The organism is Mesorhizobium temperatum (assembly GCF_002284575.1).
In the GTDB taxonomy this organism is placed as follows: domain Bacteria; phylum Pseudomonadota; class Alphaproteobacteria; order Rhizobiales; family Rhizobiaceae; genus Mesorhizobium; species Mesorhizobium temperatum.
In genome coordinates this window covers 25,536-39,167 of the sequence record NZ_NPKJ01000042.1, presented here as the reverse complement: position 1 = coordinate 39,167, position 13,632 = coordinate 25,536, and the positions used below count along the sequence as shown (strand labels likewise).

At 62.9% G+C, this 13,632-nt stretch carries 14 protein-coding genes; 12 read left to right on the top strand and 2 right to left on the bottom strand.

Annotated features, from left to right (window positions below; genetic code table 11):
- Nucleotides 1–39 precede the first annotated feature (39 nt).
- The 5 genes from CIT26_RS13830 to CIT26_RS13810 all read left to right on the top strand — a co-directional run bounded on the left by CIT26_RS13830 (nt 40) and on the right by CIT26_RS13810 (nt 6,202).
- Nucleotides 40–837: a FadR/GntR family transcriptional regulator gene (locus tag CIT26_RS13830; protein ID WP_167391399.1), complete on the top strand. Its 798-nt coding sequence runs from the start codon at nt 40–42 to the stop codon at nt 835–837.
- 368 nt (nt 838–1,205) lie between these two features.
- Nucleotides 1,206–2,303, top strand: a complete 1,098-nt coding sequence (locus tag CIT26_RS13825) for a branched-chain amino acid ABC transporter substrate-binding protein (RefSeq protein ID WP_095493107.1) — start codon at nt 1,206–1,208, stop codon at nt 2,301–2,303.
- 72 nt (nt 2,304–2,375) lie between these two features.
- On the top strand, nt 2,376–2,546 hold the full coding sequence (locus CIT26_RS36580; RefSeq protein WP_167391398.1) for a hypothetical protein: 171 nt from the start codon (nt 2,376–2,378) through the stop codon (nt 2,544–2,546).
- Nucleotides 2,547–2,563: 17 nt separating this feature from the next.
- Nucleotides 2,564–3,661, top strand: a complete 1,098-nt coding sequence (locus tag CIT26_RS13815) for a branched-chain amino acid ABC transporter substrate-binding protein (RefSeq protein ID WP_095493105.1) — start codon at nt 2,564–2,566, stop codon at nt 3,659–3,661.
- A 72-nt stretch (nt 3,662–3,733) separates the two neighbouring features.
- The gene (locus tag CIT26_RS13810) at nt 3,734–6,202 is read left to right on the top strand and encodes an adenylate/guanylate cyclase domain-containing protein (RefSeq protein ID WP_095493165.1); all 2,469 of its coding nucleotides are present in this window, start codon (nt 3,734–3,736) and stop codon (nt 6,200–6,202) included.
- A gap of 357 nt (nt 6,203–6,559) precedes the next feature.
- Here the strand turns inward: CIT26_RS13810 and CIT26_RS13805 are convergent, their stop codons facing one another.
- Nucleotides 6,560–7,492, bottom strand: coding sequence for an NAD(P)-dependent oxidoreductase (locus CIT26_RS13805; protein ID WP_095493164.1), 933 nt, complete (start codon nt 7,490–7,492; stop codon nt 6,560–6,562).
- Between the two features lie 154 nt (nt 7,493–7,646).
- Between CIT26_RS13805 and CIT26_RS13800 the strand changes: the two genes are divergently transcribed.
- A complete protein-coding gene (locus CIT26_RS13800) occupies nt 7,647–8,543 on the top strand; it encodes an NAD-dependent epimerase/dehydratase family protein (RefSeq protein WP_095493104.1) in 897 nt (298 codons plus the stop codon).
- A gap of 102 nt (nt 8,544–8,645) precedes the next feature.
- Nucleotides 8,646–9,422 (top strand): FadR/GntR family transcriptional regulator, encoded by a 777-nt coding sequence (locus CIT26_RS13795; RefSeq protein ID WP_095493103.1) that lies wholly within the window; start codon nt 8,646–8,648, stop codon nt 9,420–9,422.
- 9 nt (nt 9,423–9,431) lie between these two features.
- On the opposite strand, the gene CIT26_RS13790 is transcribed toward CIT26_RS13795, so the two are convergent.
- Nucleotides 9,432–9,719 (bottom strand): DUF3175 domain-containing protein, encoded by a 288-nt coding sequence (locus CIT26_RS13790; RefSeq protein ID WP_095493102.1) that lies wholly within the window; start codon nt 9,717–9,719, stop codon nt 9,432–9,434.
- 234 nt (nt 9,720–9,953) lie between these two features.
- On the opposite strand from CIT26_RS13790, the gene CIT26_RS13785 reads away from it, so the two are divergent.
- The 5 genes from CIT26_RS13785 to gntR all read left to right on the top strand — a co-directional run bounded on the left by CIT26_RS13785 (nt 9,954) and on the right by gntR (nt 13,609).
- The gene (locus tag CIT26_RS13785) at nt 9,954–11,126 is read left to right on the top strand and encodes an MFS transporter (RefSeq protein WP_095493163.1); all 1,173 of its coding nucleotides are present in this window, start codon (nt 9,954–9,956) and stop codon (nt 11,124–11,126) included.
- 152 nt (nt 11,127–11,278) lie between these two features.
- Nucleotides 11,279–11,599 (top strand): ArsR/SmtB family transcription factor, encoded by a 321-nt coding sequence (locus tag CIT26_RS13780; protein ID WP_095493101.1) that lies wholly within the window; start codon nt 11,279–11,281, stop codon nt 11,597–11,599.
- Nucleotides 11,599–12,009: an SRPBCC family protein gene (locus CIT26_RS13775; RefSeq protein ID WP_095493100.1), complete on the top strand. Its 411-nt coding sequence runs from the start codon at nt 11,599–11,601 to the stop codon at nt 12,007–12,009. The genes CIT26_RS13780 and CIT26_RS13775 overlap by 1 nt, the downstream gene beginning before the upstream one ends.
- A gap of 123 nt (nt 12,010–12,132) precedes the next feature.
- Nucleotides 12,133–12,354 (top strand): hypothetical protein, encoded by a 222-nt coding sequence (locus CIT26_RS13770; RefSeq protein ID WP_095493162.1) that lies wholly within the window; start codon nt 12,133–12,135, stop codon nt 12,352–12,354.
- A gap of 226 nt (nt 12,355–12,580) precedes the next feature.
- Entirely contained in the window at nt 12,581–13,609 is a 1,029-nt protein-coding gene (gene gntR, locus CIT26_RS13765) for an HTH-type transcriptional regulator GntR (RefSeq protein WP_095493099.1), read from the top strand.
- The last annotated feature ends 23 nt before the right edge of the window (nt 13,610–13,632 follow it).

Sequence of the window (13,632 nt, the reverse complement as noted above, 5' to 3'; positions counted from 1 at the left end):
TTGCCGCGCCTTGAGTTCAGCCTGTGCCGGGGAACATGGATGTCGGACGCCAGATCGAAAAAGCGACTTACCACGGTCAAGGCACGGGCCAAGGTCAACGCGCCGGTCGGCCGCCCGGCCGGCGCCCGCCGGACCGACGCGGCGCTGATCCCCGGATCGAGCGTGCATGCGTCGCTGGCCAACGAGATCGGCCTCAGGATCGTGCGCGGCGACTATCCGCCGGGAACCATCCTGCCAAACGAGGCCAAATGGTCCGAGACTTTCAACGTCAGCCGCTCGGCGGTTCGCGAAGCGATCAAGATGCTGATGGCCAAGAGCCTGCTGGCCTCACGCCCCAAGATCGGCAGCTGGGTCGAGCCGAAGGAACGCTGGAACCTGCTCGATCGCGACGTGCTGGCCTGGTACGCCACGGCGCCCGATCGCGAAATGTTCCTGCGCACCGTCCAGGAATTCCGCCACATCATCGAGCCGGAAGCCAGCGCCTTTGCGGCGATCCGGCACAGCGACGAGCAGATGGCTGAGATCAGCCAGGCCTGCCGGGAGATGGGCGAGGCGGCGACGCTGCCGGAGCGCACCCGCGCCGATACGCGATTTCATCTCGCCATCCTGCGAGCGTCGGGCAACGACCTGCTGGTGCCGCTCGGCGTGTTGATCGAATCCGCGCTCGACCATCTGTTCGTCTTTGTCACCCGCGAGACCAGCGACCAGCGGCGGGCGCAGTCACTGCACGAGGCGATCGAAAAGAACATCCGTCTCAGGCGTCCGGCGGCTGCAAGGAATGCCGTCCACAGGCTGCTCGCCAACACCGACGAGGTTATTGGGCGGTCGCGGCGGTAAGGTCAAACGCAATCGCTCTGAACGGCCAAGTTCGGCTCTAAGCGGAAACTCGTTCGCGCTCGGCCGAACTCCCGCCCATGACCCGAAAGCGACCTTCGTAGGTCGGGCCGGAACGTCTGCAAAGGGGGCAAATCCACTTCGTAGCACGCGATGGCAACAACCGCTTAGGCCCGATTTTGTTGAGAACCTCGGCAAGCGCGAGCGCTTCAGGCGTCAACTAACCCGCGCAGGGATATGGCAAATCCAGGTAGAAGCCTAATCAACGACGAGACGAGTGCGCTGTAGGAACAGCCAAGATATCCACGTTCGCGGAAAGGACTGTCGGCATTGACGGGATTGGCGTAAACTACACGCTTGGGGTGTCATCCATGCACCGTATCATCACAGTGGCTTTTGTGGCGCTCGCGGCGTTGTTCAGCTGCCCCGCGCGGGCGGAGGTATTGGTCGGGGTTTCATCCGCGATGACGGGACGGCTCGCCTGGTTCGGCGAGCAGGCGCAGCGTGGCGCAGAGATGGCCGTGGCCGACATCAATGCGACGGGTGGCGTACTCGGCCAGCAGATGCGGCTCATCACGGCCGACGACTTCTGTGATCCCGAGCAAGCGGTCGCGGCAGCCCAGAAGCTGGTGGTTGACGGTGTGGTGTTCGTCGTCGGGCACATGTGCTCTGGGGCCTCGATCCCAGCATCGAAGGTGTACGAGACGGCGGGCGTTTTGCAGATTTCACCAGGATCGACCAATCCGCTGTTGACTGAACAAGGCCGCGCCAACGTTTTTCGCGTCATTGGTCGCGACGACACGCAGGGAGTCGTGGCCGGCAACTACCTGGCCGAGCATTGGAGCGACAACAAGATTGCGATCCTTCACGACGGCACCACTTATGGAAAGGGTCTTGCCGACGAGACTCGAAAACAGCTGAACAAGCGCGGCGTAGTCGAAGCGATCTACGAGGAGTACACCCCTGCGAAGAACGACTATTCGGCCGAGATCGCTGCGCTGAAGGCTGCGAATATCGCCGTGGCATATGTCGGCGGATATCATGCCGAGGTCGCACTCATGGTTCGCGCTGCGCGCGACCGCGGCTACTCGGTTCAGCTAGTCTCAGGCGATGGCATGGCGACCGAGGAATTTGCTTTGATCGCTGGCCCCGCGGCCGAGGGGACCCTCTTCACGTTCCCCGCGGACGCCCGCCGAAATCCCGAAGCGGCCTCAGTCGTCGAGCGGTTCCGGGCTGAAAACTTCGAGCCCGCAGGCTACACGCTGACCAGTTACGCCGCCGTCCAGGCCTGGTCGCAGGCGGTGGAGAAGGCCGGCTCACTAAAGCCCCAAGCCGTGATTGCGTCGCTGCGCGGCAATCAATTTGATACTGTGTTGGGCCGTATCGACTTTGACGACAAGGGCGACCTCACGACCCAAAACTGGGTATGGTACGTCTGGCGAGGTGGCGAGTACGTGCCGGTTGAATAAGAGTCGGTCAATCACGGGTGTGCCGCTCGCGGCGATATCGTCGACCGCATCATTTGGGATCGTGTGCCATCGGTGCTCGCGTCCCTCCAGCTATCGCGCCAGGCCGAGCTGGTCGCCGCCGCGCCGTCGGTGCTGGCAGCGATCAGCAAGGCTCGGCACAGCGAGGTTTCAGCTGCCGTCGCCGTCGAGCTATCCGCGCCCGCGGAAAGGACTGTCGGCGCCGACTGGATTGGCGTAAGCTGAGGGTTGGGGTTGCATTCATGCACCGCGTGGTCACCTTAGCTGTCGCCGTGTTCGCGGCGTTGTTCATCTACCCGGCGCGGGCGGAAGTGCTGATTGGTGTCGCCGGCCCGATGACGGGAAAGCTGGCGTGGACCGGCACGCAATTGAAACGCGGCGCTGAGGTGGCCGTCGCCGACATCAATGCGGCGGGCGGCGTGCTTGGCCAGCAGGTGCGGCTCATAACGGTCGACGATTTTTGCGATCCTGAGCAAGCGGTGGTGGCTGCCCGGAAGCTGGTGGCCGACGGTGTCGTGTTCGTCGTCGGGCACTATTGCTCAGGCGCCTCGATCCCGGCATCGAAGGTGTACGAGGCCGCGGGAGTTCTGCAGATTTCACCGTCTTCGACCAACCCGATGCTGACCGAGCAAGGCCGCGCCACCGTTTTCCGAGTCTGTAGTCGCGACGATGCGCAGGGCTTCGAGGCCGGCAACTTCCTGGCCGATAACTGGGGCGACAGGAAGATCGCGATCCTTCACGACAACACGACCTATGGAAAGGGTCTCGCCGATGAGACCAGAAAGCAGTTGAGCAAACGGGGCGTGACCGAGTCGGTCTACCAGGACTACGCTCCCGGGAAAGACGACTATTCGGCCGAGATCGCCGCGTTGCAGGCGGCGGACATCGCCGTGCTGTATGTGGGCGGGTACCACACCGAGGTTGCGCTTATGGCCCGTGCGGCGCGCGACCGAGGTTACTCGTTTCAGCTGATCTCGGGTGACGACACGGCGACCGAGGCATTTGAGCTCATTGCCGGCCCTGCCGCCGAGGGAACGCTCTTCACCTTTGTCCACGACCCGCGTCGCAATCCCGAGGCGGCGCATGTCGTCGAACGATTCCGGGCCGAGAACTTCGAACCCGATTCCTGGACGCTGCACAGCTACGGCGCCGCCCAGACCTGGGCGCAAGCGGTCGGGAAGGCAGGCTCGCTGGAGCCCCAGGCCGTGATTGCATCGTTGCGCGGCAATCAATTCGACACTGTGTTGGGCCGTATCGACTTTGACGACAAGGGCGATCTCACGACCCAAAGTTGGGTCTGGTACGTCTGGCGAGGAGGAGAGTATGTGCCGGTCGAATAGAGGTCCGACGCACGCTGAAACAATTGATGCACATCAAGTTAGCGGGATCGTTCAGACCAGAGCGTCGCCATGATGCTTGAGCGCTTCGGCATACGCGGCCGTCTGTTGCTCGCTTTTTTCGGTATCAGCACCTTCGCCGTGCTCGCGACAGCGGCCGCTCTCTATGCCTTCCTCCAGGTAGGAGAGGTCGTCGACCGCATCACCAGGGATCGGGTGCCGTTGGCGCTCGCGTCCCTCCAGCTGTCGCGCCAGGCCGAGCGGGTCGCCGCCACTTCGCCCGCCGTACTTACTTCGACCAGCAAAGCTCAGCACGACGAGGTCTCGGCTGCGATCGGGGTCGAGATGACGCGCCTCGAGGAACTGCTTGCCGCTCTCAAAGGTGCCACGCCTGGCACGGCGGTGGTGGCTGAAATCGAGGCTGCGGTTCTTGGTCTGCGGCACAACCTCGACGCCCTCGACGACCTTGTTGCCGCCCGCCTCACCGTGGTGGCGCGCAAGGAGGAACTGTTGCGCCGCTTGTCGGGTACGACAAATGCAAGCCAGCGTCTTGTGGCGCCCGGTATCCTCGTGATGAATTCCAAGCTCCAGCAATGGCAGGCGGTTACAGCCGACACGTCGCTCGCGCCGGATCGCGGCGCGGCGGCGGCGGCCGACCTGGTCCAGGCAATTGCGGCCTATATTCCGCAGCAGAAGGCGCAGCAGGAGATCGCGGCGGTCAATGACGTGCTGGTCAAGACGGCGGACGCGCCAACGCCAGACGATCTGGCGTTGATCCTGTTTCCGCTGCGCCGGTCGCTCGCCGTTCTCGACACGGTTTCCACCGAGATCGACGAGAGGCTGCGAACCCGTTTCCAACAGCGGGTCGACGAGTTCAAGGCACTGATCGATGGCGGGAACAGCATCCCTAAGGCGCGCAAGGATGAGCTCGCGGTACTCGCAGAGGGCGAAAAGCTTCTGGCCGAAAACAATCGGCTGTCGCGCAGTCTCACCGCTGCCGTCGATCGCCTGGTCGCCGCGGCAGACCGCGAGATCGCCGCGTCCGGTCTCGAAGCCGCGACTGTCCAGCGCTACGGTACCGGAGTTGTCCTTGGCTCCGCCTTTCTCACCCTCTTGAGTTCCGTTCTGGTTGTCTGGCTCTATGTCGACCGCAGCCTTCTCGCCCGCCTGGGGGCGGTGAGCCAAGGCATGTTCGCCATCGCCGGCGGCAATCTTCGAACGCCTCTGCCTGCCGCGGGCCGTGACGAAATCGGCCGCATGGCCGAGGCGCTCAGGCTCTTCCGGGACACCGCAGTCGAGGTCGAGGAAAAGAGCCTGCGTGAGGTCGCCGAAGCGCGCCAGCGGCTCATCGATGCTATCGAGAGCATCTCCGAGGGCTTCGCTCTCTACGACAGGGAGGACCGTCTCGTCCTCAGCAATGGCCGGTACCGCGAGCTGCTCTACAGCGACCTTGCGATCGAGCTGACGCCCGGCACGACATTCGAGCACATCATTCGCCGATCCGCCGAGCGCGGCTACATCCGGGATGCCGAGGGACGGCTCGAGGAATGGGTCGCCGAGCGGCTCTCCCGGCACCGCAACCCTGGCGAACCCTGGGTGCAGCGGCGCGGCGATGGACGATGGATCATGATAGGCGAGCGGCGGATCACCGGCGGCGGAACGGTCGCCGTCTACTCGGACATCACGGAGCTGAAGCAACGGGAGGAGAACCTCGCCGAGAAATCCGCGGCTCTCGAGGCGCTTTCCAACAAGCTGGCCAAGTATCTCGCGCCGCAGGTGTACAAATCGATATTTTCCGGCCGTCAGGACGTCAGGATCGCCAGCCAGCGCAAGAAGCTGACCATATGCTTCTCTGATATCGCCGGCTTTACCGAGACGACAGACAAGATGGAGTCCGAGGATCTCACCCAGCTCCTCAACCACTATCTGACGGAAATGTCGAAAATTGCTTCGGATCACGGCGCGACGATCGACAAGTATGTCGGCGACGCGATCCTGATGTTTTTCGGCGATCCGGAGACGCGCGGCGTCAAGGAGGACGCGCTCGCTTGTGTGCAGATGGCACTCACTATGCAGAAGCGGATGAGCGAACTTGCCGACATCTGGCACGACATTGGAATTGAAACACCGCTGCGTTGCCGCATCGGCATCCACACCGACTATTGCACTGTCGGCAACTTCGGCAGCGAAGACCGGATGGACTACACGATCATCGGCGGCGCCGTGAATCTCGCCTCGCGCCTTGAGCAGGAGGCGCCGCCGGGCGCCGTGCTTATTTCCTATGAGACGTTCGCGCAAGTGAAGGACACGATCGATTGCGAGGAACTGGGACACGTCCAGGTCAGGGGCATCGCCTATCCCGTCGCCACCTATCGCGTCCTCGATCTGAAGGCCAATATGGTCGCCGCCCGCAGCGCCGTTCGAACCGTGCTGCCGCATCTCAGGCTGGAGGCTGAACCCGAGCTGATGTCTGCTGACGAGCGTGACCAAGCCGCTAATGCGCTTCGAGACGTGCTCGATCGACTTTGTCACAAGCTTGGGTAGTGGGCTCGCGCCCGCACCCGGTTGGTCGCCTTCTACAGCGCTCACCTTGTCGACCAACGCAGGGATGGTTCCTTCGCCAGCGCCTCCTTTGGGGCCGAGGCTTTACCTTCCCGGCGTCGCTGGCAAGGTCGGCAATTGGCGCCACTTGCTCGTTCTCGTCGACGAGACGAATGGCAACATTCTACCCATCTTGGCCATTTGCGCTGGCTGATCGGGTTTGCCCATAGATGATAGTCCTAAAGGTTCGGTTCGGAAGCTGATGATCAAACAGGAGCATAGCGCCTGGTTCTATTGCAATGAATCAGGCTTTGGGCTCATGAAAATTCCATGTCAGCTCTGCAGCCTTCATTGCGCGTCCTATCGGACGCGTGGCGCTGTAGGCGGCGTCAGGTCGACGCCGTTGATCTTGCCGATATGCGTGGCCAGCATCGGCACATACTGATCGGCCGGCCCGGCGGCGAATGCGCCGGCGAAGGCGTTCTTGGTGGCATTACCGAGCGGGTTGGCGATGCCGGCGGCACCCGCCATCGATTCGAGATAAGTGAGATCCTTAAAGGCGTTGGCGATGGTGAATTTGTGCGCATCGCGGTCGCCTTCCAGCGTCCAGCGCATAAAGGTCTGGTAGAAGCCGCAATCCATGCGGCCGTTGCGGATGACGCTGTCGAAGCGCGGCGGCGAGATGCCGACCTTCTGCGCCAGCGCCAGCGCCTCGGAATAGATCGCGGCATAGCCCAGCGAGATGAAATTATTGAGCAGCTTCATGCGGTGGCCGTCGCCGGTGTCGCCGATATGGACGATACGTCCGGCCCAGGTGTCGAGAACCGGCTTCAGCCGGGCAAAGACCGCGTCCGACGCGCCGACCATGGCGTCGAGCGTGCCTTCCCACGCCTCCTTCGGCGTGCGGCTCAGCGGGGCATCGACATAGTCGACGCCGAGCGCCTTGAGTTCGGTGGCAAGCGCCACGGTCGAGGTGGGATCCGAGGTCGAGCAATCGACGACCACCGACCCCTTCTTCAGGCCTTCCTTGAGACCGCCGGTCCCGCGGATGATGGCTTCGACTTCACGCGAGCCGGTGACGCAGATGAAGACGATATCAGATGCCACTGCCACGTCGCGCGAGGTCGCGGCTTCCTCCGCACCCCGGCGAAGCAGGTCTTGCGCCGGAGCGCGGTTCTTGCGGCCGAGAAACGTCAGCGCGTACCCTTTATCGACGATGTTCTTCGCGATCCCGTGGCCCATCAAGCCAAGTCCGATGAAGCCGATCTTTTCGCTCGCGGCAGTCGTATTCATGTCGTTTCGTCCTGTGTTGTTGATATCGATGGCGGCGCTGCGCTTTGCAGGCGAACTGTTGAGGCGGGTTTTCGCCGCAGGCGGTTGGCAGGCGATTGCGGAATGCCATATTGTCTGACAATACACATGTATTCCAGGGAATGTGGAGAGCAAAATGACGAAGCGGATCATGTTCACCGGCGGCAGCGGCAAGGCTGGGCGTCATGTCGTGCAGTATCTGGTCGAGCAGGGCTGCCAGGTGCTCAACATCGACACCAAGCCGCTCGACAATCCCAAGGTGCGCACCTTGATCACCGATATCACCGACAGCGGGCAGGTGTTCAATGCGCTGTCGAGCTATATGGGCCTGCATGAATTCGACCCGTCGCTGCGCGCGCAGCCGGTCGATGCCGTGGTGCATTTCGCGGCGATCCCGCGCATCATGATCACGCCCGACAACGAGGTGTTCCGCATCAACGCGCTCGGCACCTACAATGTCATCGAGGCGGCGGTGAAGCTCGGCATCCGCAAGGTAGTGATCGCTTCCAGCGAGACGACCTATGGGCTGGTCTTCGCCAACGAGCCGCGCGACCCGACACATTTCCCGCTCGACGAGGAGTACGATGTCGATCCGATGGATAGCTACGCGCTGTCGAAGATCGTCAACGAGAAGACGGCGCGCGCCTTCGCACTGCGCAGCGGCATCGACATCTATGCCTTGCGCATCGGCAACGTCATCGAGCCGCATGAATATTCGCTATTCCCGAAATGGTTCGCCGATCCGGGTTTCCGCAAGCGGATCGCCTGGAGTTATGTCGACGCGCGCGACCTCGGCCAGATCACGTTGCGCGCCATCGAAAAGGACGGGCTCGGCTATCAGGTGTTCAACGCCGCCAATGACGACACCTCGTCCGACCTGCCGACGGCCGAATTGCTGAAGCGGTTTTATCCCGGCGTGCCGGTCAAGGGCGAACTTGGTGAATACGAAACGCTGCTCTCCAACCGCAAGGCGCGGGATATGCTCGGATTCCGCCCGGAACACAGCTGGCGGAAATACGTCAAAACGACATGACGGGGTCGATGCATCCGGGCTGATCTGTGCACAGAAGCAGGCATTGCAGCCCGAGGCTTTTCCCGTGCTTGACAGCTTTCGGAATCCGGACTTTGTGAGCACATGCGGGACGGGAAGCCGAATAAGAGAAAAACACCGGTCAAGGCGGCGTCCGCCGAGCGCGCGGCAGTCGTGCGTCGCGCCGACGCGGCGCGTATGCCAGGGTCGAGCGTGCATGCGTCGCTGGCCAATGAAATCGGTCTCAGGATCGTACGCGGCGACTATCCGCCGGGAACCATCCTGCCCAATGAAGCCAAATGGTCGGAGACCTTCGACGTCAGCCGCTCGGCGGTGCGCGAAGCGATCAAGATGCTGATGGCCAAGAGCCTGCTGGCCTCGCGCCCGAAGATCGGCAGCTGGGTCGAGCCGAAAGAGCGCTGGAACCTGCTCGATCGCGACGTGCTCGCCTGGTACGCGACATCGCCCGACCGCGAGGTGTTCCTGAAAACGGTGCAGGAGTTCCGCCACATCATTGAGCCGGAAGCGACCGCCTTTGCCGCCATGCGGCGCACAGACGAGCAGATGGCCGAGATCAGCCAGGCCTGCCGGGAGATGGGGGAGGCGACGACGCTGCAGGAGCGCACGCGCGCCGATACGCGTTTTCATCTGGCCATCCTGCGCGCCTCCGGCAACGATCTTCTGGTGCCGCTCGGCGTGCTGATCGAATCGGCGTTCGATCATCTGTTCGCCTATACGACGCGGGAACTGGACGATTTGCAGCATGCGCAGAAGCTGCACGAGGCGATCGAAAAGAACATCCGCCTGCAACGGCCGGATGCGGCGCGCAACGCGGTCCGCAAGCTCCTGGCCAATACGGATAGCGTCATCAAGTCGAGGTAGGCCGACCCTCTAGTCTTCTCTCGGGCGCCCAAACGCGGCGCGCAGTTCGTCCTTGGCGTCCTCCAGCACTTTCTTCTGCTTGGCCGGCAGGTTTTTGCCGGCACGGTTGATGTAGAAATTCAGCATCGACATGGCGGACTGGAACGGCTCGGCCTTGCGACGCTCGCTGTGCTCGGCCGATCGCTTCAACGAGGCCGCGATCTTCTTGGGATCGTGGGATTCGAAGATATGTTCCTCGAGGTCCAGCGCATCGCTGTGCTCGGTCACCTCGGCCGACCATTTCCTTTTCGCGGTCATGACAAACTCCTTCCATTGGTAAGTTTGATGGAAAACTCCGGGACGGTAGCCACTGTTCCACCGCAGCTCGAATCCCTGGAGCCACGGATTTGCCTGTCGTGGCGCTGCACGGCGCCGCCAATGCACCGATAGTGGTGTCGAACCGGTCGATTTTGCAGAATCGCGGACAGGGCCTTGACCACAACCGTCTCCAGCCAGGCAAGCAGCCGCGGCATCGACAGCGCCTATGCCTGGATGCGGCTCGGCATTTCCGTGCTGCTGGCGACGATCGGCGGCGTCGGCATGTGGGCGGTGGTCGTGGTGCTGCCCGCCGTGCAGGAGGAATTCGGCGTCGATCGTGCCGCCGCGTCGATGCCCTATACCGCGACCATGGTCGGTTTCGCCGCCGGCAATGTGCTGGTCGGCCGCGCCATCGACCGCATGGGCTACTGGATCCCGGCGCTCATTGCCTCGGTGGCGCTCGGTACCGGTTTCCTGCTGGCGTCGCTGACCACTTCGATCCTGCAATTCACTCTTGTCCAGGGACTTTTGATCGGCATCGGCACGTCGGCGATTTTCGGGCCGCTGATCGCCGACATCTCGCACTGGTTCAACCGCCGCCGCGGCGTCGCGGTGACGGCTGCTGCCGCCGGCAACTATCTCGCCGGGGCGATCTGGCCGTTGGCGATGCCCTTTGTCATGCAGGCCGAAGGCTGGCGTTTCACCTATGCCGCGATCGGCGTCGTCTGCCTCGCGACCATGGTGCCGCTGATCCTGCTGCTCAGGCGTCGCGCACCACGGGCCGCCGCTCCCGGTTCGCCCGGCAGCCGGCCCGTCCAGCCGATTTCATTGTCGCCGGCAGCCCTGCAGGTGCTGCTCGTCGTCGCCGGCCTGGGTTGCTGCGTGGCGATGTCGATGCCGCAGGTCCATATCGTCGCCTATTGCATGGACCTCGGCTACGGCGTGGCGCGTGGCGCCGACATGCTGTCGATCATGCTGGCGGCGGGCGTCGTCAGCCGGCTGGCGTCCGGCTTCCTTGCCGATCGCATCGGCGGCGTGAAAACCCTGCTGATCGGCTCGGTGCTGCAAGCCCTGTCGCTGTTGTTCTACATCCCCTTCGACGGGCTCGCGTCGCTTTACGTCGTCTCGCTGGTCTTCGGCCTGTCGCAGGGTGGCATCGTGCCTTGCTATGCCATCATCGTGCGCGAATACATGCCCGCCAAGGAGGCCGGCCAGCGCGTCGGCATCGTCATGATGGCAACCATCTTCGGCATGGCGATCGGCGGCTGGATGTCGGGCTGGATCTACGATCTGACCGGCTCCTACGCCGCCGCATTCCTCAACGGCATCGCCTGGAACCTGCTGAACATAGCGGCCATGGTGCTGCTGCTGTGGAAAGCGCGGCGCAGCGCCGCGGCTATGGCCTGAGCACTGACCCTTTGAACTTCGGCTCACGACCCCCAGCGGAAGTTCGCTGACTAATGGCTGACAGTCCGCTATCACCGCTCGACATTCCTGCTTGACTTACACATATCTCGGTGGTTATTGGTTTATCAATAGCCAACGAGTTATCGATTGCAATGCCACAGCCCCACGAGATCCTTTTTAAAACGCTTGCCGATCCGACGCGACGGGCCATCTTCGAGCGGCTGTGTCGCGACGGAGACCAGACCGTCGCGGCCCTGACCGCTCGGGCCGGGGTCTCGCAACCGGCCGTGTCAAAGCATCTTGGGGTGCTGAAGCAGGCCGGGTTGGTACGCGACCGTCATGAAGGCCGCAACACGCATTATAGCGCGGAGCTCGGCGCCTTGGCGCCGCTGATCGACTGGACGAACCAAATGGCTGGGTTCTGGCAAAGCCGGTTCGACAACCTCGAAGATTTGCTCAAAAGGATGGACTAATGACCAATACTGAGACCGAAACGCGCGCCGTCGTTGTCGAACGGGAGGTCGCTTTTCCGCCGGAAAAGATCTGGCGCGCGCTCACGCAATCACACCTGATCGAGGAGTGGCTGATGAAGAACGATTTCAAGCCAGACGAGGGGCACCGTTTCAATCTTAGCGCGGACTGGGGGGCGGTCGACTGTCAGGTCCAGGCAGTCGAGCCCAACAAAACGCTGTCTTACACGTGGGATACCAAGGATCTCAAAAGTGTCGTCACGTGGACGCTCACCCCTACGAGCACGGGGACCCATCTGCGCATGGAGCAGTTGGGCTTCCGGCCGGATCAGCAGCAGTACTACCAGGGTGCCCAATACGGATGGCAGCGGTTCCTAGCGAACCTGGAGCAGGTCCTGGCGCGGATAGAATAGCCGTGCCGGCCGCCAACGGGCATGGCCAACAAGACGTCATCAAAATCAAACAAGCTTGCAAAGAAGGCTGCCGCCAAGCGCGGTCGCCCGATCCGCTTCAGCTCGTCTTCAGAGGAGGTGCTCATGAACTGGAACACGTGGATTCGGCAATTCCACCGCTGGCTGTCGATCATTTTTACGGCGGTCGTCGCTGCCATCTTCATCACCTTGGGCGTAGGTGTCGAGCCCGCCTACTGGGTGTACCTCATGCCGCTGATCCCGCTCGGCTTGCTCATGCTCAGCGGTCTCTACTTGTTCGCGTTGCCCTATGCCACGAGGTGGCGCAGCGGACAACGCACGGCGTAGAATTTTGAGCACGGTGGACGACAAGACGCCCGCTCACCACCCACAGCCGACTGTCGCGCTACCCGAGTTCCGGTAGCTGTCCTGCCCGGTTCGCTTGACAATGGGGTAAGGCTGCGCGACGCCAGACGGGTGCGGCAAGTCGGGTTGGCATGGCGACAGTGGCAAAGACGCTGAACAGCATTTCGTGGCCGCGCTTCGGCGAAGGCGCCGCGTTCGGGACAAGGCTATGACCAAACCGCGCTCGCGCCGCGGCGGCGGCCGTCCGACGATCGCCGATGTCGCGCGTAAGGCAGGCGTCGGCGCCATCACCGTTTCCCGCGCCTTGCGCGAGCCGGGGCGTGTTTCGGAGGATCTGCGCCGCCAGATCCACGCGGCCGTCGATGAGCTCGGCTATCTGCCCGACCCGAATGCGCGAGCATTGGCTTCGGCGCGCGCCGAGGTCTTTGGCGTGCTGGTGCCGTCGCTCACTAACAGCGTCTTTGCCGAAGTGCTGCGCGGCATCTATGACAGCCTGTCCGACAGTTCCTACCGCATCCAGCTCGGCAATACCCATTATTCCGGCCTCGAGGAGGAACGGCTGCTGCAGGTGTTCGGCCCGCAGCGCCCGGCGGCGCTGATCGTGGCGGGCATCGACCAGACGCCAATGTCGCGAAGACTGCTCGAAACGGCCGGCTGCCCGGTGGTGCAGGTCATGGAGACCGGGCCCGATCCGGTCGACATGATGGTCGGCTTCTCGCATTTCGACGGCGGCAAGGCGGCGACGGAGCACATGATCGAAACGGGCTATCGCCGCATCGGCTTCATCGGCGCGCGCATGGACCCACGCTCGCAGCGTCGGCTGGCCGGCTATCGCGCGGCGATGGAGGCGGCCGGTCTGTTCGACGCGCGGCTGATTACCACCACGCCGGTGCCGTCCAGCGTGACGCTCGGGCGCGAACTGTTTCGTGACGCGCTGGCCAAGGTGCCGACACTGGACGGAGTTTTCTGCAACAATGACGACATTGCGCTCGGCGTACTGTTCGAGTGCCACCGCGCCTCGATCGCCGTGCCGAAGACCATCGGTATCACAGGCTTCAACGATCTCGACATGATGGAAGTGGCTTTTCCATCCATCACCAGCATCCGGACGCCTCGCTACGAGATCGGCCGGCTGTCGGTCGCGATGGCGCTCGCGGCGATTGCAGGCAAGCGGCCGCAAGAGCCGGTCGTCGACCTCGGCTTCGAGCTCAGGTGCCGCGAGAGCACTGCCCGCTGAAAGCACTTCCAGGTATCGCGAAA

What these genes read in the sequence shown, in the direction of transcription:
- CIT26_RS13790 (WP_095493102.1), bottom strand. Translation starts at nt 9,719, where the DNA reads ATGACCGCGAAAAGGAAATGGTCGGCCGAGGTGACCGAGCACAGCGAT.
- CIT26_RS13795 (WP_095493103.1), top strand. Translation starts at nt 8,646, where the DNA reads ATGCGGGACGGGAAGCCGAATAAGAGAAAAACACCGGTCAAGGCGGCG.
- CIT26_RS13810 (WP_095493165.1), top strand. Translation starts at nt 3,734, where the DNA reads ATGCTTGAGCGCTTCGGCATACGCGGCCGTCTGTTGCTCGCTTTTTTC.
- CIT26_RS13815 (WP_095493105.1), top strand. Translation starts at nt 2,564, where the DNA reads ATGCACCGCGTGGTCACCTTAGCTGTCGCCGTGTTCGCGGCGTTGTTC.
- CIT26_RS13770 (WP_095493162.1), top strand. Translation starts at nt 12,133, where the DNA reads ATGAACTGGAACACGTGGATTCGGCAATTCCACCGCTGGCTGTCGATC.
- gntR (WP_095493099.1), top strand. Translation starts at nt 12,581, where the DNA reads ATGACCAAACCGCGCTCGCGCCGCGGCGGCGGCCGTCCGACGATCGCC.
- CIT26_RS13805 (WP_095493164.1), bottom strand. Translation starts at nt 7,492, where the DNA reads ATGAATACGACTGCCGCGAGCGAAAAGATCGGCTTCATCGGACTTGGC.
- CIT26_RS13780 (WP_095493101.1), top strand. Translation starts at nt 11,279, where the DNA reads ATGCCACAGCCCCACGAGATCCTTTTTAAAACGCTTGCCGATCCGACG.
- CIT26_RS13825 (WP_095493107.1), top strand. Translation starts at nt 1,206, where the DNA reads ATGCACCGTATCATCACAGTGGCTTTTGTGGCGCTCGCGGCGTTGTTC.
- CIT26_RS13800 (WP_095493104.1), top strand. Translation starts at nt 7,647, where the DNA reads ATGACGAAGCGGATCATGTTCACCGGCGGCAGCGGCAAGGCTGGGCGT.
- CIT26_RS13785 (WP_095493163.1), top strand. Translation starts at nt 9,954, where the DNA reads ATGCGGCTCGGCATTTCCGTGCTGCTGGCGACGATCGGCGGCGTCGGC.
- CIT26_RS13775 (WP_095493100.1), top strand. Translation starts at nt 11,599, where the DNA reads ATGACCAATACTGAGACCGAAACGCGCGCCGTCGTTGTCGAACGGGAG.
- CIT26_RS13830 (WP_167391399.1), top strand. Translation starts at nt 40, where the DNA reads ATGTCGGACGCCAGATCGAAAAAGCGACTTACCACGGTCAAGGCACGG.